20 protein-coding genes are annotated in these 17590 nt (G+C 73.1%); 7 read left to right on the forward strand and 13 right to left on the reverse strand.

The annotated features are described in order from the left end of the window. Window positions 1–43: 43 nt before the first annotated feature. The 5 genes from ASC60_RS07540 to sigE form a co-directional block, all read right to left on the reverse strand. Complete coding sequence (locus ASC60_RS07540) at window positions 44–703, reverse strand: hypothetical protein (protein WP_055548054.1); 660 nt, start codon at window positions 701–703, stop codon at window positions 44–46. Between the two features lie 118 nt (window positions 704–821). Continuing rightward, the gene (locus ASC60_RS07545) at window positions 822–1292 is read right to left on the reverse strand and encodes a sec-independent translocase (RefSeq protein WP_055548056.1); all 471 of its coding nucleotides are present in this window, start codon (window positions 1290–1292) and stop codon (window positions 822–824) included. Window positions 1293–1754: 462 nt separating this feature from the next. Continuing rightward, the gene (locus ASC60_RS07550; RefSeq protein ID WP_055548057.1) at window positions 1755–3371 is read right to left on the reverse strand and encodes a S1C family serine protease; all 1617 of its coding nucleotides are present in this window, start codon (window positions 3369–3371) and stop codon (window positions 1755–1757) included. A 226-nt stretch (window positions 3372–3597) separates the two neighbouring features. After that, window positions 3598–4509 carry an anti-sigma factor gene (locus ASC60_RS07555; RefSeq protein ID WP_055548058.1) on the reverse strand — a complete coding sequence of 304 codons (912 nt, stop codon included), beginning with the start codon at window positions 4507–4509 and terminating at the stop codon, window positions 3598–3600. Further along, window positions 4506–5309, reverse strand: a complete 804-nt coding sequence (gene sigE / locus ASC60_RS07560) for an RNA polymerase sigma factor SigE (protein ID WP_079038243.1) — start codon at window positions 5307–5309, stop codon at window positions 4506–4508. Before sigE ends, ASC60_RS07555 begins: the two co-directional genes overlap by 4 nt. 131 nt (window positions 5310–5440) lie before the next feature. Between sigE and ASC60_RS07565 the strand changes: the two genes are divergently transcribed. Next, complete coding sequence (locus ASC60_RS07565) at window positions 5441–6109, forward strand: O-methyltransferase (RefSeq protein ID WP_055548063.1); 669 nt, start codon at window positions 5441–5443, stop codon at window positions 6107–6109. A 133-nt stretch (window positions 6110–6242) separates the two neighbouring features. On the opposite strand, the gene ASC60_RS38885 is transcribed toward ASC60_RS07565, so the two are convergent. After that, complete coding sequence (locus ASC60_RS38885) at window positions 6243–6410, reverse strand: DUF3117 domain-containing protein (RefSeq protein ID WP_003966491.1); 168 nt, start codon at window positions 6408–6410, stop codon at window positions 6243–6245. Window positions 6411–6635: 225 nt separating this feature from the next. Between ASC60_RS38885 and ASC60_RS07570 the strand changes: the two genes are divergently transcribed. Then, window positions 6636–7454 carry an enoyl-CoA hydratase/isomerase family protein gene (locus tag ASC60_RS07570; protein ID WP_055548067.1) on the forward strand — a complete coding sequence of 273 codons (819 nt, stop codon included), beginning with the start codon at window positions 6636–6638 and terminating at the stop codon, window positions 7452–7454. On the opposite strand, the gene ASC60_RS07575 is transcribed toward ASC60_RS07570, so the two are convergent. Beyond that, window positions 7441–8079 (reverse strand): DNA-3-methyladenine glycosylase I, encoded by a 639-nt coding sequence (locus tag ASC60_RS07575; RefSeq protein WP_063787084.1) that lies wholly within the window; start codon window positions 8077–8079, stop codon window positions 7441–7443. The genes ASC60_RS07570 and ASC60_RS07575 overlap by 14 nt on opposite strands. Next, a complete protein-coding gene (locus ASC60_RS07580) occupies window positions 8076–8435 on the reverse strand; it encodes a DivIVA domain-containing protein (RefSeq protein WP_055548071.1) in 360 nt (119 codons plus the stop codon). Before ASC60_RS07580 ends, ASC60_RS07575 begins: the two co-directional genes overlap by 4 nt. Window positions 8436–8571: 136 nt before the next feature. Between ASC60_RS07580 and folP the strand changes: the two genes are divergently transcribed. Continuing rightward, window positions 8572–9432 (forward strand): dihydropteroate synthase, encoded by an 861-nt coding sequence (folP, locus tag ASC60_RS07585; protein WP_055548072.1) that lies wholly within the window; start codon window positions 8572–8574, stop codon window positions 9430–9432. A gap of 25 nt (window positions 9433–9457) precedes the next feature. Here folP and ASC60_RS07590 read toward each other — a convergent pair whose 3' ends face one another. Continuing rightward, window positions 9458–10204: a TIGR00730 family Rossman fold protein gene (locus tag ASC60_RS07590; RefSeq protein WP_055548074.1), complete on the reverse strand. Its 747-nt coding sequence runs from the start codon at window positions 10202–10204 to the stop codon at window positions 9458–9460. A 181-nt stretch (window positions 10205–10385) separates the two neighbouring features. Next, on the reverse strand, window positions 10386–11456 hold the full coding sequence (gene dapE, locus ASC60_RS07595) for a succinyl-diaminopimelate desuccinylase (RefSeq protein ID WP_055548076.1): 1071 nt from the start codon (window positions 11454–11456) through the stop codon (window positions 10386–10388). Window positions 11457–11564: 108 nt separating this feature from the next. Between dapE and ASC60_RS07600 the strand changes: the two genes are divergently transcribed. Together ASC60_RS07600 and ASC60_RS43975 are read left to right on the forward strand one after the other, a co-directional pair. Then, the gene (locus tag ASC60_RS07600) at window positions 11565–12482 is read left to right on the forward strand and encodes a hypothetical protein (RefSeq protein WP_107097005.1); all 918 of its coding nucleotides are present in this window, start codon (window positions 11565–11567) and stop codon (window positions 12480–12482) included. A 214-nt stretch (window positions 12483–12696) separates the two neighbouring features. Continuing rightward, window positions 12697–13275, forward strand: a complete 579-nt coding sequence (locus tag ASC60_RS43975) for an ATP-binding protein (RefSeq protein WP_370592892.1) — start codon at window positions 12697–12699, stop codon at window positions 13273–13275. Between the two features lie 63 nt (window positions 13276–13338). Here ASC60_RS43975 and dapC read toward each other — a convergent pair whose 3' ends face one another. Together dapC and fdxA are read right to left on the reverse strand one after the other, a co-directional pair. Beyond that, complete coding sequence (dapC, locus tag ASC60_RS07610) at window positions 13339–14460, reverse strand: succinyldiaminopimelate transaminase (RefSeq protein WP_055548079.1); 1122 nt, start codon at window positions 14458–14460, stop codon at window positions 13339–13341. Window positions 14461–14641: 181 nt separating this feature from the next. Next, a complete protein-coding gene (gene fdxA / locus ASC60_RS07615; protein WP_014054705.1) occupies window positions 14642–14968 on the reverse strand; it encodes a ferredoxin in 327 nt (108 codons plus the stop codon). A 112-nt stretch (window positions 14969–15080) separates the two neighbouring features. Here fdxA and ASC60_RS07620 point away from each other — a divergent pair, with 112 nt between their 5' ends. After that, window positions 15081–16106: a GNAT family N-acetyltransferase gene (locus tag ASC60_RS07620; RefSeq protein WP_055548081.1), complete on the forward strand. Its 1026-nt coding sequence runs from the start codon at window positions 15081–15083 to the stop codon at window positions 16104–16106. Further along, complete coding sequence (locus ASC60_RS07625; protein ID WP_055548083.1) at window positions 16103–16930, forward strand: transglutaminase-like domain-containing protein; 828 nt, start codon at window positions 16103–16105, stop codon at window positions 16928–16930. Before ASC60_RS07620 ends, ASC60_RS07625 begins: the two co-directional genes overlap by 4 nt. A gap of 12 nt (window positions 16931–16942) precedes the next feature. On the opposite strand, the gene ASC60_RS07630 is transcribed toward ASC60_RS07625, so the two are convergent. Then, window positions 16943–17548, reverse strand: coding sequence for a response regulator transcription factor (locus ASC60_RS07630; protein WP_055548085.1), 606 nt, complete (start codon window positions 17546–17548; stop codon window positions 16943–16945). Window positions 17549–17590: the final 42 nt, after the last annotated feature.

Raw genomic sequence — 17590 nt, forward strand, 5'->3', positions numbered from 1 at the left:
GATGCGGCAGGGGCGGCCCCGCGGGGCCGCCCCTGTGCCATGTCTACGCGTCGTAGCCGGCGATGTCCTTGATCACCGAGAAGCCCAGGCCGTAGGCGCTCATCCCGCGCCCGTACGCCCCGATGTGCACGCTCTCGCCCGCCGACCCGGCCAGCACCCAGCCGTACTCGGACTCGCGGTAGTGGAAGTCGGTCGGCACGCCGTCCACCGGCAGCGACAGCTGGGACCACTCCTCGCCGTCGAGGACGTCCGCCAGATCCCAGGCGATCGCGGTCTGCTGGTCCAGCCAGTCCTGGCGCAGCCCCCGCTCCATGCGGGTCGGCCAGGTGCATGACAGCAGGCCCGAGCCCGCCAGCCAGGCGGCCGAGGAGACCGAGGTGGCCTCCAGCTTGCCCGTGCCGTCCGCGCTGTCCCGTACGGGGCGGCCGCCGACCGTCACCACCACCGTGAAGCGCTGCTGGTCCATATCGGTCTCGACACGCAGCGACGGCTCCTCGCCGTGCCCGGTCGAGCCGTACTCCACCCGGCCGTCGGCGGCCGCACCCACCTGCATGAGCCAGCGCGGCCCGGTGAACGCCTCGTCAAGGCCGTACCAGGGGAAGGCGGCCATCAGATAGCCGTCGACGCTCCGCCGAGCCTCAGCGGGCATCCCCTGTACCGAACCGTCCACCCCATGCACCCCTAGCCGACTCGTCGTGCCCATGTGCGCGGAGCCTCCTCGTTGCCCTTCGTCGTGGGCGGCCCGCCCCCCTTCGGGCGACCTCACCCCGGACAAAGGGAGGATAGCCATACGGGTCAACCAGCCCGGGCATAAGGGGGGATCAAGTGGCGTCGGAGTCGAAAGGCGGGCGGTCCTCACGGGGCTGGTCATCGCGCTTGCGCAGCAGGTCAGGGGTGCCGGAGTCGCCCTTGGACAGGGACGGCGGGGTGGTGCCGGAGCCCCCTGAAGAGCCGTGTGCGACGTCACTCTCCCGGCCGTTCACGGAGTCGGCGACCTCGGCCATCTCCTTGCGGAGGTCGAAGCCGGACCTGATCTCCTTGAGGCCCAGCTCGTCGTTGTCGAGGACGTGCTTGCGCACGAACGTCTTGGGGTTCAGGTCCTCGAACTCGAAGTCCTTGAACTCGGGCCCCAGCTCGGAGCGGATGTCCTCCTTGGCGCTGTCGGAGAACTCCCGGACCTTGCGGATGAACTGCGACACGTCCCGGATGACCTTCGGAAGCTTTTCCGGGCCGAAGATGAGCACCGCAAGGACAACGAGCGCGACAAGCTCGAGAGGTCCTATGTCCAACACCCTGCAGCTCCTAGAAGACGTCCGAAACCCTTGAGTGGGCCACTCGACACCGTACCTGTCGGCGGGCCCGGCGCGGGAGACGCCCGGGCCAACATCGGGCGTCGGGGCGGGCCTGCCCTCCCCTCAGGATTGGCCAGGTCCTGTCCGGCGGATCTTCGTGGATCAGCCCGCGGCGTCTGGGGTGGCGCATCGCGAGGCGGAAGGTCGCCCTCGTACCAGGTCGTACCCGGGCGATCCCGACAACGCGGCGAGGTGCCGCGCCAGGCCTCGCGGGCCCGCGAAGATCCGCCGGACAGGGCCTAGTGCCGCGTCAGCCAAGGTTCACCCCGCTCGCCGCCCTGGCACGGCCATCTGCGGCGTTGCCGAATCGACCGAGTAGGCCCACTACGAGGCCGATCCGGCGCCTTGCATCTGACCGCACCAGGACGCCTCGCTACCGGGCAAACCTTGGCTGACGCGGCACTAGCCCTCGCTGCTCGCCGAGCCCAGCGTCAGCCCCACGGTGCGCTCGTCGCCGTCCCGCTTGACGGTCAGCCGGAGCCGGTCGCCGGGACGGTGACTGCGGACCTTGACGATCAGCTCCTGGCCGCTGTGCACCCGGACGCCGTCCACCTCGGTGATCACATCACCGGCCTTGATACCCGCCTTGTCGCCCGGGCCGTCCGGGGTGACCGGCGGGCCGTCGGCACCCTTGCCGTTCACCCGGGCGCCGTCGCCCGTGTACTCCATGTTGAGCGTGACGCCGATCACCGGGTGGGTGGCCTTGCCGGTGTTGATCAGCTCCTCGGCGACCCGCTTGCCCTGGTTGATCGGGATCGCGAAGCCCAGGCCGATGGATCCGCCCTGACCGCCCAGCTCGGCGCCGTCGTCGGCGGCCCGGATGGCGCTGTTGATCCCGATGACCCGCGCCTTGCCGTCGACCAGCGGGCCGCCGGAGTTGCCCGGGTTGATCGGGGCGTCGGTCTGCAGCGCGTCGACATAGGAGATGTCGCTGCCGTCCTCCTTCTCGCCGCCCGCGGTGATCGGACGCTCCTTGGCGCTGATGATGCCGGAGGTGACCGTGCCCGCCAGGTCGAACGGGGCGCCGATCGCCACCACCGGGTCGCCGACCCGGACGGAGTCGGAGTTGCCCAGCGCCAGCGGGCTGAGCCCGGAGACGCCCTCGACCCGGATGACCGCCAGGTCGTACCCGGCGTCCCGGCCGACCAGCTCGGCGCGGGCGGTCTGGCCGCCGTTGAAGGTCACCGATATGTCGCCGTCGGAACCGGCGGGCGCCACGACGTGGTTGTTGGTGAGGATGTGACCCCGCTTGTCGAGGACGAAGCCGGTGCCGGTGCCCTCCTCGGAACTGCCGCTGACATGGATGGTCACCACGCCCGGCAGCGCGCTGGAGGCGATGCCCGCGATGCTGTCCGGGTCCCGGGTGCCCTTCTCCAGCGGAGCCTGCGGAAGCTTCACGTCGACGCCCCCGGAGGCCCGGTCCCGCTCGACGTACGCGCCGATCCCGCCGCCCAGGCACCCCGCGATCAGCGCGATCAGCAGGACGGCGACGAACGCGCGGCTACGGGAGACCACCTTGCGCTCGGCGGGCGGCCGGGCCACGGTCCAGGGGTCGTAGCTCTGCCACTGGGCGGGAACCGGCGCGCCATGGCCCCCGGGCGGCAGCTGGGTGCCGTGCGCCGGGGTCACCATCCCTGGTTGCGGAACCCCTGGTTGCGGAACCCCGGGCTGCGGGACGGCGCCGGGCGGCAGGTTCGTACCGTGCGCCGGGGTCGTGCCCGGATGTTGTACGGGCGGGGCCGGGGCCCAGGGCCCGGGGCCGCCGTAGGGCGGGGTGCTGTACGGATCGGGCTCGTGCAGCGGCCGCCCGGCGCCCGCGCGGGCCGCGGCCGCCGCCTCGCGGGCGTCCCCGGCGGCGGGTGGCCGCTCGGCCGCCGGCTCCGCCACGGCCTCCGCCGCGGTCTCGGCCGACGGCTCCGTGCCGGTCTCCGCCGCCGCGTCCGGCTGCCGGTCGCCGGGTCGTGCGACCGGACGGCTCCACCACTTCGGCTTGGGCCCGGGGGCCTTCCGCTCGTCCATGATCTCCCCAAGTTCCCGCAAGCGGACGCCTACCGCGCCGCCCGGGTCGTACGTCACCGCGACTCTTCGGCTCGCCCACGGCCACCGTCGGGGGTGCCCCCGACAGGGCAGGGCTGCCCGGAAGCGATTCAATCAGTCCACCCGGGCCCGCGTGCGCGGAACGAGCGGAACGACCGGACGTATGAGCGATTTGGCGCAGAATCCCCGGATCGCCGGGACGGCACACCTAGGGCGGGGGCGTGCCGAACCCGAGGTAGGGGGTGCTCGACGCCGGCTGGGTCGGGCCCTCCAGCTGGGTCGGCGCGGGCGCCGCCGGTGTGGAGGTCGGGGTCCGCAGCAGGTCCCTGACCGACAGGGCCGGCTGTATCAGCGGGTTCACCGCGGCGCCGGAGGGCCGGCTCAGCAGCGGGTGGCTCGGGGTCGCGCTCGGGGAGGGAAGCCCGGCGGGCCGGGTCTCGGTGGTGGCCAGCAGCCCCACCTCGCCGCCGGTCCGCTCACGGGTGCCGGTGCCGACGGTGTCGGCACGGACCGGGGTGACCGTGGTGTCCGAGCCGTCCGTCCGGGGGCCGGGGTCGACCGCCGCCTCCAGCGGCAGGGTGGCGCCGAGCGCGAAGGCGGCCAGGGACACGGCGCCCGCGGCCGCGAAGGCGAAGCGGCGGCGCGGCCCGGGGCGCTCGACCTCATGGATCCGGAAGCCACGCTCCCGGTGCGCCGAGATGGCGGCGACCGGGTCCACCGGCGCCACCGCGGGCAGATACGCGAACGTCTGCTCCCGTCTGCGCTCCGATGCCCGCACGTCCGGGGCGTCCTCCCGTACGCTCCGCGCGCCGCCGCGCAGGCCGAGGACGCCCGGGTCCGCGAAGGGGGAACCGCTTCCCGGGCCGTCGTCCTCACCGCCGATGGCCGGGAGGCCCTGCAGACGGGCCAGGAAGCCTTCGGACGGCGCCGGGGGCGCCGTCTCGGCGAACACGCTCTTCAGCCGCCGCTGCGCGTCGGCCTCCGCCTTGCACTTACAGCACGTCGCCAGGTGTGCGAGCACGCGCTCACGCGCGTCATGCCCGAGTTCGCCGTCGACCAGAGCCGCAAGGCGGTCGCCGAGATGCTGCTCGGCGGGGGACGGACCGCCTGATCGGGTCACGCGATCCCGACCTCCCCGCTCAGCCGCGGTCCGGAGACCCGCGGCGCCACCGCGGCGACCTCGCGCTGCTGCTCGGCGCGCGCCCCCGCCGGGGCGCGGTGCTGCAGCGCCTTGCGCAGATGCGAGCGGCCACGGTGGATCCGGCTGCGCACGGTGCCCAGCTTGACGCCGAGCGTCGCGGCGATCTCCTCGTACGACAGGCCCTCGATGTCGCAGAGCACGACGGCCGCGCGGAACTCCGGGGCGAGGGTGTCCAGCGCCTGCTGCACATCGGCGTCGAAGTGGGTGTCGTTGAAGTGCTGCTGGGGGGAGGGCTCACGGCTGGGGAGCCGCTCGGCCGCGTCCTCGGCCAGGGCGTCGAAGCGGATGCGCTGACGACGGCGGACCATGTCGAGGAAGAGATTGGTGGTGATGCGGTGCAGCCAGCCCTCGAACGTGCCGGGGGTGTACGTCGACAGCGAGCGGAAGACGCGGACGAACACCTCCTGGGTGAGGTCCTCGGCGTCGTGCTGGTTACCGGTGAGCCGATAGGCGAGGCGGTAGACCCGTGCGCTGTGCGTGCTGACGATCTCCTCCCAGGTGGGAGGCGTCCACGCCGGAGCATCCCCCTCCGCACCGAACGACGCGGTGGTGGCAAAGGTCGCGGTGGTGGAGTCGGCGGAACGGGAACGGTCAGCGGTGTCGGTCACGGATCTCGGCTCGCCCGCTGACCTGCGAAAGCGCCTCAGCACTCGCCGGTCACCGGTCGCAGCCGCACCTCCCCTGTCGGCTCTGGTGGTGTCCAGTAGAGCCCCTACCATATCCACCTCGCCCGTTAGCTGCGGATAAGTATTTTTGACCTGCATTTGGTCGTGATCCATACGGTCCCCCCTCCCCTCCATAACGCCCGGTCCCATCTGCGGGTTCCCGTGCGCAGCGGATACAGTCACCGTTGCGCCAACTACGGGGACAGGAGAGGGTCATTACCGGCAACCGGCAGACGAGCTGGGCGTTCGCCGACGCGTTCGTCGCCGAGGACGAAGCCCTTCACTGGGCCCGTGACCGGGCCCGGGAGGCAGGGCTGCGCTCGGTGTCCGCGGGCACCGGCGCCGCGCTGCGCCTGCTCGCCGCCGCCGCGGATGCCAAGGCCGTCGCCGAGATCGGCACCGGGACCGGCGTCTCCGGCATCCATCTGCTGCACGGCATGCGCCCCGACGGCGTGCTGACCACCGTGGACACCGAACCCGAGATGCAGCAGTTCGCCCGGCAGGCCTTCCGGGCCGCCGGTTTCGCCGGGAACCGGGCGCGCTTCATCCCCGGCCGCGCCCTGGACGTCCTCCCCCGGCTCGCCGACGGCGGCTACGACCTGGTGTTCTGCGACGGCGACCGGCTGGAGTGCCTGGACTACCTGGAGGAGGCGCTGCGGCTGCTGCGCCCGGGCGGCCTGGTCTGCTTCGAGGGGGTCTTCGCCAATGGGCGGACCGTGGACTCCGCCGCCCAGCCCGCCGAGGTGCTGCGGCTTCGGGAGCTGCTGCGCACCGTACGCGAGTCCACCGTGCTGCAGTCCTCGCTGCTGCCGGTCGGGGACGGCCTGCTCTGCGCCGTCAATCGCGGCGGCTGAGACCGGCCGGCTCTTCCCCGCCGCACCGGCCCTCCCCCGCGACACAAGACTGCCCGCGCACAGCACCGCCCCGGCGTCCGGTACCTCGTACCGGACGCCGGGGCGGAACTCGGGTGATGGTGGGGCCGGTGGCTCAGCCGACAACCTTCTTCAGCGCGTCGCCGAGCGCGTCGGCCTCATCGGGTGTCAGCTCCACGACGAGCCGACCGCCGCCTTCGAGCGGAACGCGCATGACGATGCCCCGCCCCTCCTTGGTCACCTCGAGCGGGCCGTCGCCCGTCCGCGGCTTCATGGCCGCCATGCTCGTTCCCCTTCCTGAAACCAGCTCATCGCAGCCGACAACCCAGGCGTCACCGGCATCGAACACGTTGCTTCTCTGTCATTATCCCGCATGCCATGACCCGATGACCAACATCGGTCGGCAACCCCCGCGTGGAGCGGTCCCCCAAAACCACTCAATTCGGGGAGGCGATCGCGATAGCGTACGCCCGCCGCCACCGAACATCTGCCCACGGGAGGGCCGCCCATGACCGACACCGTGCTCTACGAGCAGGCCGACGGGCTCGCGACGATCACCCTGAATCGTCCCGACGCCATGAACGCGCTCAACATCGACACCAAGGTGGCGCTGCGCGACGCGCTGCTGCAGGCCGCCGAGGATCCGGCGGTGCGGGCCGTCCTGCTCACCGGCACCGGGCGCGCGTTCTGCGTCGGGCAGGACCTCAAGGAGCACATCGGGCTGCTGGCCGCCGACCGCGAGGCGCAGACCCGGGGGGACCGGTCCGAGGGCTCGACGATGAGCACCGTCTCGCTGCACTACAACCCGATCGTGACCGCGATCGCCGGGATGCCGAAGCCGGTGGTCGCGGCGGTGAACGGGGTCGCGGCCGGGGCCGGGGCGGGATTCGCCTTCGCCGCCGATTACCGGATCGTGGCCGACACCGCCTCGTTCAACACCTCGTTCGCCGGCGTCGCGCTGACCGCCGACTCCGGCGTCTCGTGGACCCTGCAGCGCCTGATCGGCCATGGCCGGGCCGCCGACCTGCTGCTCTTCCCGCGCGGCGTCAGCGCGGCGGAGGCGCTGGAGCTGGGCATCGCCAACCGGGTCGTCCCCGCCGCCGACCTGCCCGCCGAGGCGGCGGCGATCGCCCGGCGGCTGGCCGAGGGCCCGACCGCCGCCTACGCGGCGATCAAGGAATCGCTCTCCTACGCGGCCGGGCACGGCCTCACCGACTCCCTGACCAAGGAGGACGAGCTGCAGCGCCGGGCGGGCTCCTCGGAGGACCACCGCATCGCGGTGGACGCCTTCGTCGAGAAGCGGCAGCTGCGGTTCACAGGCCGCTGACCTGAGGCGACGCCCCGGATCCTGACGGCCGGACGAGGTCGCGGACATGGCAGTCGGCCAGGTGGTCGTTGACCAGGCCGCAGGCCTGCATCAGGGCGTAGGCCGTGGTGGGGCCGACGAAGCGGAAGCCGCGCTTCTTCAGCTCTCGGCTGAGCGCCGTGGACTCCGGGGTGATCGCCGGGACGTCGGCGAAGGTGCGCGGGACCGGGCGGGTGGCCGGGTCGGGGGCGTAGGACCAGATCAGCTCCTCCAGCTCGCCCTCCGCCAGCTCCGCCGCCGCCCGCGCGTTGCCGATCGTGGCCGTGATCTTGGCCCGGTTACGGATGATGCCGGGGTCGGCGAGCAGCCGCTGCTCGTCGGCCTCGGTGAACTCCGCGACCGCCTTGATCCGGAAGTCGGCGAAGGCGGCCCGGAACCCCTCCCGGCGGCGCAGGATCGTCAGCCAGGACAGCCCGGACTGGAACGCCTCCAGGCAGATCCGCTCGTACAGCGCGTCGTCGCCGCGGACCGCACGGCCCCACTCCGTGTCGTGGTAGACCCGGTAGTCCGCCATGGACTCGGCCTCCAGCCCCCACGGGCAGCGCGCCAGGCCGTCCGCTCCGACGACCGCCCCCTGACCGCTCACGATCCGCTCCCCTCGAAATCGGCCTGGCCCCCGGCGGCCTCGCCGTCGTCATAGCCCGGGGTCCGCGCGCCGGCCAGGGCCTCCTCCAGCTCGGCGATCCGGGCGTCCCGCTCGGCCAGCTCGGCGCCCAGCCGCCCCAGCACATCGTCCACGTCCGCCATCCGGTAGCCGCGCAGCGTCATCGGCAGCCGCAGCGCCTCGACGTCCTCCCGGTCCAGCGGCCGGTCGGCGGGCAGCGGGTCGTCCAGCCGGTCGGGCGGCGCCTCGGCGAGCTGGCCGCCGTCGCCGCCGCCGACCACGGCGAGGGTGACGGCGCCGACCACGACGACCAGCGTGATCAGCAAGAACAGGAACACGGTGATCGTTCTCCTCGGCTAGGGCGGCTCGGCCGTGACATCACGCGTGACGTCGGCCCCGTCAACTGTCTGACCCGATCGTGCCATGCCCCACCGACAGTTATCGTCGCTGCCGGACACCTGAGAGGAAGTACGCATGCTGCGGCTGGGCCGACGCGAGTTCGACGAGAACGAGCGAGTGATCATGGCGATCGTCAACCGGACTCCGGACTCCTTCTACGACCAGGGTGCGACCTTCCACGACGAGCCCGCGCTCACCCGCGTCGAGCAGGCCGTCGCGGACGGCGCGGCGATCATCGACATCGGCGGGGTGAAGGCCGGACCCGGGGAGGAGGTCGGCGCCGCCGAGGAGGCGCGGCGCACGGTCGGCTTCGTGGCCGAGGTGCGGCGCCGCCATCCGGACGTGGTGATCAGCGTGGACACCTGGCGGCACGAGGTGGGCGAGGCGGTCTGCGCGGCGGGCGCGGACGTGCTCAACGACGCCTGGGGCGGGGTCGACCCGAAGCTTGCCGAGGTCGCCGCCCGGTACGGCGCCGGGCTGGTCTGTACGCACGCGGGCGGGGCCGAACCGCGCACCCGGCCGCACCGGATCGGCTACGACGACGTGGTGGCGGACATCCTGCGGGTCACCCTGGGGCTGGCGGAGCGCGCGGTGGAGCTGGGCGTCCGGCGCGACGGGATCATGATCGACCCGGGCCATGACTTCGGGAAGAACACCCGCCACTCGCTGGAGGCCACCCGGCGGCTGGGGGAACTGAGGGAGACCGGCTGGCCGGTGCTGGTCTCGCTGTCCAACAAGGACTTCGTGGGCGAGACACTGGACCGCCCGGTCAAGGAGCGGGTGATCGGGACGCTCGCGACGACCGCGGTCTCCGCCTGGCTGGGCGCCCAGGTCTACCGGGTGCACGAGGTGGCCGAGACCCGTCAGGTGCTGGACATGGTGTCGTCCATCGCGGGCCACCGGCCCCCGGCGGTCGCCCGCCGGGGACTGGTCTGAGGCCCGGTGCGGCTCCCGCGCCGGGTCAGCCGGACTCCTTGGTCACCAGGTCGACCACCTCGTCGATGTCGTCGGTGAGGTGGAACAGCTCCAGGTCCTGCTGGGACGCCTTGCCCTGGGCGATCAGCGTGTTCTCCAGCCAGTCGACCAGACCGCCCCAGTAGGAGCTGCCGAAGAGGACGATCGGGAACTGGGTCACCTTCTTCGTCTGCACGAGGGTCAGTGCCTCGAAGCACTCGTCGAGGGTGCCCAGCCCGCCGGGCAGCACCACGAACCCCTGGGCGTACTTCACGAACATCGTCTTCCGCACGAAGAAGTAGCGGAAGTTCACGCCGATGTCGACATACGGATTCAGCCCCTGCTCGTACGGCAGCTCGATACCGAGGCCGACGGAGACGCCGCCCGCCTCGACCGCGCCGCGGTTGGCGGCCTCCATCGCGCCGGGGCCGCCACCGGTGATCACCCCGAACCCGGCCTCGGCCAGGGCCCGTCCGATCTTCACCCCCGCCTCGTACTCCGGTGACCCCTCGGGCGTACGGGCGGAGCCGAACACGCTCACCGCCCGGCCGAGTTCCGCCAGCGTGCCGAAGCCCTCGACGAACTCCGACTGGATGCGCATCACCCGGAACGGGTCCTCGTGCACCCAGTCGGTGGCTCCCCGGGTGTCCAGCAGCCGCTGGTCGGTCGTGCCGGGCCGCATCTGGTGGCGACGGCGCACGACCGGGCCCAGACGCTGCTCGTGCAGCGCTCGCTCTTCCTCGGCGTTGCCCATCTATGTGCTCCCTTCGCCAAGATCTGCCAAAGATCTGTGCATCAGCGTAGGCCCACCGGACGGCGAAAGTCCGAAATCCGCGCCACGCTCATCTGTTCCTGATCTGCGAAGAAGCGGACGACGGCGTTCGACGGGCGACCGGGCCGGGCGGCTCGCCCGCTCGGGACGGCGGCGCTGCGGCTCAGCCGGTCAGCCAGACCCGCAGCCGCTCCTCGGCCTCCAGCACCAGCGCGGTGTCCACGTGCTCCTCGCGCGTATGGGCCAGCTTGGGATCGCCGGGGCCGTAATTGACGGCGGGCACGCCGAGCGCGGAGAAGCGGGCGACGTCGGTCCAGCCGAACTTGGGGGCCGCCTCGCCCCCGATCGCCGCCACGAAGGCGGCGGCCGACGGGTGGGAGAGACCTGGCAGGGCGCCGGGCGCGGAGTCGGTGACGGTCACCTCGAAGCCGTCGAAGACCTCGCGGACGTGGGCGAGCGCCTCGGCCTCCGAACGGTCCGGCGCGAAGCGGAAGTTCACGGTCACGGCGCAGGCGTCGGGGATGACGTTGCCCGCGATCCCGCCTTCGATGCCCACCGCGTTCAGCCCCTCGCGGTAGACGAGCCCGTCGATGTCCACCCGCCGCGGCTGGTAGGCGGCCAGCCGGTCCAGGATCGGGGCGGCCTTGTGGATGGCGTTCTCGCCGAGCCAGCTGCGCGCGGAGTGCGAGCGGTGCCCTCCCGTGGTCACCCGCACCCGCAGCGTGCCCTGGCAGCCGCCCTCGACCTTGCCCTCGGTGCCCTCCAGCAGCACGGCGAAGTCGGCGGCAAGCCACTCCGGGTGGTGTTCGGCCAGCCGCTTCAGGCCGTTCAGCTCGGCGGCGACCTCCTCGTGGTCGTAGAAGACGAAGGTGAGGTCGCGGTTGGGCTCGGGCACCGTCGCGGCGATGCGCAACTGCACGGCGACGCCGGACTTCATGTCGGAGGTGCCGCAGCCCCACAGCGTGCCGTCCTCGTCCAGCCGGGAGGGCACATTGTCGGCGATCGGCACGGTGTCCAGGTGACCGGCCAGCACGACCCGTTCGGCACGTCCCAGGTTCGTACGGGCGACGACGGCGTCCCCGTCCCGGTCGACGGTCAGGTGCGGCAGGGCGCGCAGGGCCTGCTCGACGGCGTCGGCGAGCGCCTTCTCGTCGCCGCTGACCGAGGGGAAGTCGACGAGCCGGGCGGTGAGCCGGGCCGCGTCCTGGGACAGATCGAGTGCTGGGTGTGCCATACCGGCGACCCTAGCCCGTCCGTCCCGGTGGCCCGGCGGCGGACTCGGGGCGTGGGCTTTCCCACCCTCCGCCCCTGAGCGGCACCGGGCCCGGGGCCACCCAGTAACGTGTGCCGCGTGCCCCGGTCCGTCTTCTCCAGCCGTCCTCGCCTGCTCCGTGCCGCGGTCGCGTGCGCCGTCCTGCTGGGGCTCGTCGCGTACGTATCGGCGCACCTGCTGACCGGTGGCGGCGGGCCGCCGCGCTGCGTCGCGCGGGCGGAGGGCGGCGATGTGCCGCTCGACCCCGAACAGGCCGTGAACGCCGCCACGATCGAGGCCGTGGCCGCCTCCCGCGGCCTGCCGGAGCGGGCCGTCACGATCGCGCTCGCCACCGCGCTGCAGGAGTCGGGGCTGCGCAACATCACCCACGGCGACCGGGATTCGCTCGGGCTGTTCCAGCAACGCCCCTCGCAGGGCTGGGGTACGGCGCGGCAGATCCAGGATCCGGTGTACGCGGCCGGGAAGTTCTACGACCACCTGGTGAAGGTGCCCGGCTACTCGCGGCTGCCGCTCACGGTGGCCGCGCAGCGCGTGCAGTACAGCGGCTTCCCGCAGGCGTACGCGAAGCACGAGACGGAGGCCGTGGTGCTGACCGCCACCCTCACCGGGCGTTCGGCGGCCGCCTTCAGCTGCCCGGGGCCGCCGGACGACGGGAAGGCGGGCGATCCGGCGCGCGTGAGGACGGCACTGAAGCGGGAGTTCGGGTCGGACGCCCGGTCGCGGCTGGACGTGACCGGGCAGGGCGGCGGCAAGCACGCCGCGGTCCCCCGGGAGGTGCTGGTCCCGGTGGCGGACACCTCGGCCCGGGGCGGCCCGGAGCAGCGCGGCTGGGAGCTGGCCTATTGGGCGGTGGCTCACTCGGACGAGTTGCGCATCGAACGGGTCTCTTACGGCAAGCACGTATGGAGCGCGCGGAATTCAGGGGGCGGCTGGCGCACGTCCGACAAGAGTTCCGGGCCGGATATACGCCTCACGCTCATGCGATAACGGGATAGATCGCCGCAGCTCAGCGCCGTTGACGGGGCACTGGGCGGCCCTTGTGGACGCATGGTGTGCGCGTGACCGGATAATGCGACACATTATCAATTCTTTACCCTGGGGCACCGCAACCTTCGCGCGGCTCACGCGATATTCACTGCGTCCGATCGCTGTCCGATCGCTGGACGCTTCACCGCATTTGTCCCCCCGTCAAAGGAGAACCATGTCCCTCCCTCTCACGCGTCGGATCGCCCGGGCCGCGCTGCTGGTAGCGGCGAGCGCGACTCCCGTGGTCGGTGCCGCCGGCGCCACGAGTGCGGCGGATCCGGCCCTGCCGCACACTCCCAAGCTGGGCGGGCTGAGCGCGCTGGACCCCTCCTCCGTCGGTGAGCTGGCCGACGTCGCCTCGCAGCAGGCCGGGCGGACCGTCAAGGAAATTCTCCCCGCCAAGGCCGCCCCGGCGCGGACCACCCCGGGCAAGAGCGCACCCGCCGAGGCCGCGCCCGCCAAGCCCGCCACGGCCAAGGGCAAGGGCGGCGCCCACGCCAAGGGCAAGGGCGGCCTGCACGCCAAGGGCAAGGGCAAGGGCAAGGCGGTCCTGAGCAAGGGCCTGGCCAAGGGCAAGGGCGTCCACGCCAAGGGCGCCCCGGTACACCCCGCCCCGGCCCCGGTCCCCGCCCCGGCGCCCGTACCGGCCGCCGCCCCGGCTCCGCAGCAGCCCGCGCCCGGCACCCCGCAGCAGGCCGACGAGCTGCCGGTCAAGGGCCTGCCGTCGGTGAAGGGACTCCCGCTGCTCGGCTGAGCCCCCTGATGTCAGGTGCCCCCGGCCGCCACAGCGGCCGGGGGCACCCTCGGTTTCGTCGCGTCAGGCGGTCAGGCGGCGCACCGCCGCCGCCACGCGCTCGTCCGTCGCGGTGAACGCGACGCGCACGTACGCCCCGCCCGCCGGGCCGTAGAACTCGCCGGGCGCCACCAGGATGCCCAGCTCCGCCAGCGCGCCGACGGTGTCCCAGCACGGCTCGTCGCGCGTCGCCCACAGGTACAGCGACGCCTCGCTGTGCTCGATGCGGAAGCCGTGCCCCCGCAGCGCGCCGCGCAGCGCGGCCCGCCGCGCCTCGTACACCGCGCGCTGCTCCACGACGTGCTTGTCGTCACCGAGCGCGGCGACCGTGGCGGCCTGCACCGGCGCGGGCACCATCATCCCGCCGTGCTTGCGGATCTTCAGCAGCTCGCCGAGCACGCTCGCGTCACCGGCGAGGAACGCCGCGCGGTAGCCCGCCAGGTTGGACCGCTTGGACAGCGAGTGGACCGCGACCAGCCCGTCGAAGCTCCCGCCGGAGATGTCCGGGTGCAGGACCGACATCGGGTCCGCCTCCCAGCCCAGCTCCAGGTAGCACTCGTCGCTGACCAGCAGCACATCGTGCGCCCGGGCCCACTCCACCGCGGCCCGCAGCTCGCCCGGGGACAGCACCCGGCCGGTGGGGTTGGACGGGGAGTTCAGCCACAGCAGCTTCAGCCCCGCCGGGTCCAGCTCCGCACCCGCGGCGCCGGCCGCGAATGTCTCCGTGTCGTACGGCACCGGCTCGGCGCCCGCCAGCCGCGCGCCCACCTCGTACGTCGGGTAGGCCAGCCGCGGGAAGGCGACCTTGTCGCCGGGGCCGAGGCCGAGCTGCGCGGGCAGCGAGGCCACCAGCTCCTTCGAGCCGATCACGGGCAGCACCTGGGTGTGGGTGACCCCTCGCGCGCCCAGCCGCCGCTCCACCCACCCGGTCAGCGCGTCCCGCAGCGCGGGGGTGCCCCAGACGGTCGGATAGCCGGGGCTGTCCGCGGCGCCGGCCAGCGCGGTGCGGATCAGCTCGGGGACCGGGTCGACGGGGGTGCCCACCGAGAGGTCGACGATGCCGTCCGGATGGGCGGCGGCGGTCGCCTTGTACGGTTCGAGCCGGTCCCAGGGGAAGACCGGCAGGCGGGCGGAGACGGGTGGCACGGGGTGGCTCGCTTTCTTCGAAACAGCCCGGGGCGCACGGGGATGTCCGGCACCCCAAAAAGGTGTCCGGCCCCCGCCGGGCCCCGGGAATCCCGGGTGGATTCCCGGGAACAGCCCGGTCCCGCAGGCCGCATGCCATACGGGACCGAAGGCCGCGCCGGGTCTCAGTTCCCGGGCAGGGTCACTCGTCGTGCTCCTGCGGCGGAAGCGCGGCGATGAAGGGGTGGTCGCGCTCGATCAGGCCGAGCTTGCTCGCACCGCCGGGCGAACCGAGCTCGTCGAAGAACTCGACGTTCGCCTTGTAGTAGTCCTTCCACTCCTCCGGAGTGTCGTCCTCGTAGAAGATCGCCTCGACCGGGCAGACCGGCTCGCAGGCCCCGCAGTCGACGCATTCGTCCGGGTGGATGTACAAGGACCGCTGGCCCTCGTAGATACAGTCGACGGGGCACTCCTCGATGCACGCCTTGTCCTTCAGGTCGACACAAGGCTGCGCGATGACGTAGGTCACGCTGTCGTTCCTCCTCTTAGGGCTGTATCGCGCGGGAGCGCGGCGTCGTCGATGCCCGCACCTAGTATCTCCGTTCCGGGGCACCGGACGCACATGAGGGGTTGGCAGAGCAGTGGATTTCACCACCGGCGGACGGCTAGAGGTCCGGATCACCCCCGATGACGTGCGGAAACGAGTGTCCGTCAGACTACTCACCGGCGACCGGAGCGGCCCGGAGAGGTTCACGGACGTGGTCGGCGTTCTCACATCGTGGACCGAAGGTGTGCTGCACATCACCCGCCGCACCGGAGAGTCCGTCCGGATAGAGGAGTCCTCGCTGGTCGCGGGCAAGGTGGTGCCCGCCGCGCCGGCTCGCCGCCGGGGCCCGGCGGCGAGCGCGCACGAGCTGGACCGGGTCGCCGCCCGCGGCTGGCCGGCGACGACGAGCGAGCGGCTGGGCGAGTGGGAGCTGCGCGCCTCCGGCGGGTTCACCCGCCGCGCCAACTCCGTCCTGCCGCTCGGCGACCCCGGCCACGGTCTCGACGAGGCGCTGCGCCGGGTGGCCGGCTGGTACGCCGAGCGCGGGCTGCCCGCGTACATCCAGGTCAGCACGGGCGCCGAGGGCACCCAGGAGCCGCTGGCCGCGGAGCTTCAGGCGCGCGGCTGGACCCGGGAGGTCTCCGCGCAGGTGCGCATCGCGGCCCTGGCCCCGATCGCCGACCAGGACGCCGACGTCTCCGCGGTGACCCTCTCCCGGCGGATCGACGACGCCTGGCTGGCCCGCTACCAGCGCTCGGCGCGGCCCACCCCCGAGGCGCTGGCGGTGCTCTCCGGCGGCCCCTCGGTGTGGTTCGCGACGATACGCGGAGAGCCGGGGGAGGCTGCCGAAGAGGCCCCGGCCGCGATCGGGCGCTGTGTGGTGGACGGCCGCTGGGCCGGTTTCGCGGCGGTCGAGACCGCCCCGGAGCGGCGCCGCCAGGGCCTGGCCCGGGCCGTGATGACCGCGCTGGCCCGCCGGGCGCTGGACGAGGGCGCCTCGGCCGCGTACCTCCAGGTCGAGACGGACAACAGCGGCGCCCACGCCCTCTACGACGGCCTGGGGTTCGCCCTCCACCACAGCTACCACCACTGGCGCGCGCCCAGCACCGATAGCGCATGAACGAGACGTCACCACGCCGCAGGTTCGCCGACGAGGCCCGTGAGGAGCGCCCCGACCTGGCACTGCTGTGCCTGCTGATGGGCATGGAGGCCGACGACGGGCTGGACGAGGCCGGGATCGACGCGGCGCAGATCGAACTGGACCGGCTGGCCGGGGAGGTTCCGTTCTCCCCCGGCGGGCCCGCCGCCTGGGCCGACGCGCTCGCCCGGGTGCTCGGCGAGCGGTACGGCTTCCGGGGCGCCGCCGCCGACTACCGGCGGCTGGAGTCCTCGCTGCTGCACCAGGTGCTGCGGCGCCGCCGGGGACTGCCGATCCTGCTGTCGCTGGTGTGGATGGAGGTCGCGCGGCGGGCGGGCGCGCCGGTGTACGGGGTCGCGCTGCCGGGCCACTTCGTGGTCGGCTTCGGCGATCCGTACGGGGACCATGTGCTGGCCGACCCGTTCGACGGCGGCCGGCGGCTGTCCGGCCAGGACGCGGCGCTGCTGGTGTCGGGGATCACCGGCGCGCCGCCGGAGCCGTCGGTGCTGGGCCCGGCCGATCCGCTGGACATCATGCTGCGCATCCTCAACAACATCCGTGCCTGGGCCGCCGCCCGGCCCGAGCGCACCGATGTCCAGCTGTGGGCGGTCGAGCTGGCGCTGCTGCTGCCGAGCCATCCCGCGCGGCTGCGCTACGAACGGGCGCGGCTGCTGGTCGAGCGCGGCGACTTCCTCACCGGGGCGCGGGAGCTGGAGGGTTACGCGGAGGTGGTGGACGCGGTCGAGCCGGAGGCGGCGGAGGCGGTACGGCGCCAGGCGCGCGCGGCCCGGGCACGGCTCAACTGACCGCGCGCGCTGTCAAAGCCAGCCCTTGTCGCGGGCGATGCGGACCGCCTCGGCCCGGTTGCGGGCGGCGGTCTTCTGGATGGCCGTGGAGAGGTAGTTGCGGACCGTGCCCTGCGAAAGGTTGAGCGCCCGGGCCAGCTCGGCGTTGGTCGAGCCGTCCGCCGAGGCGCCCAGCACCTCGCGCTCGCGCGCCGTCAGCGGGCTCGCCCCGTCCGCCAGGGCCGCCGCGGCCAGGGTCGGGTCGATGACCCGTTCGCCGCGCAGCACCCGCCGGATCGCGTCCGCGAGCTGGGCGGCGGGGGCGTCCTTGACCAGGAAGGCGTCCGCGCCGGACTCCATGGCCCGGCGCAGATAGCCGGGGCGGCCGAAGGTCGTGAGGATCACGATCCGTACCCCGGGCAGCGCCTGGTGCAGCGCGGCGGCGGCCTCGATGCCGCTCAGCCCCGGCATCTCGATGTCCAGCAGGGCGACATCGGGCCGGCGGTCCCGGGCCGCGTCCACGACGTTGTCGCCGCGGGCCACCTGGGCGACGACCTCGATCTCGTCCTCAAGGCCGAGCAGCGCGGCCAGCGCCTCCCGCACCATGGACTGGTCCTCGGCCAGCAGTACCCGGATCATCCGGGCAGCGTAACGGGCGACGGCCGGTCATGGGCCGGGCGG

The organism is Streptomyces sp. NBRC 110028, from assembly GCF_001417735.1.
Lineage (GTDB): Bacteria > Actinomycetota > Actinomycetes > Streptomycetales > Streptomycetaceae > Streptomyces.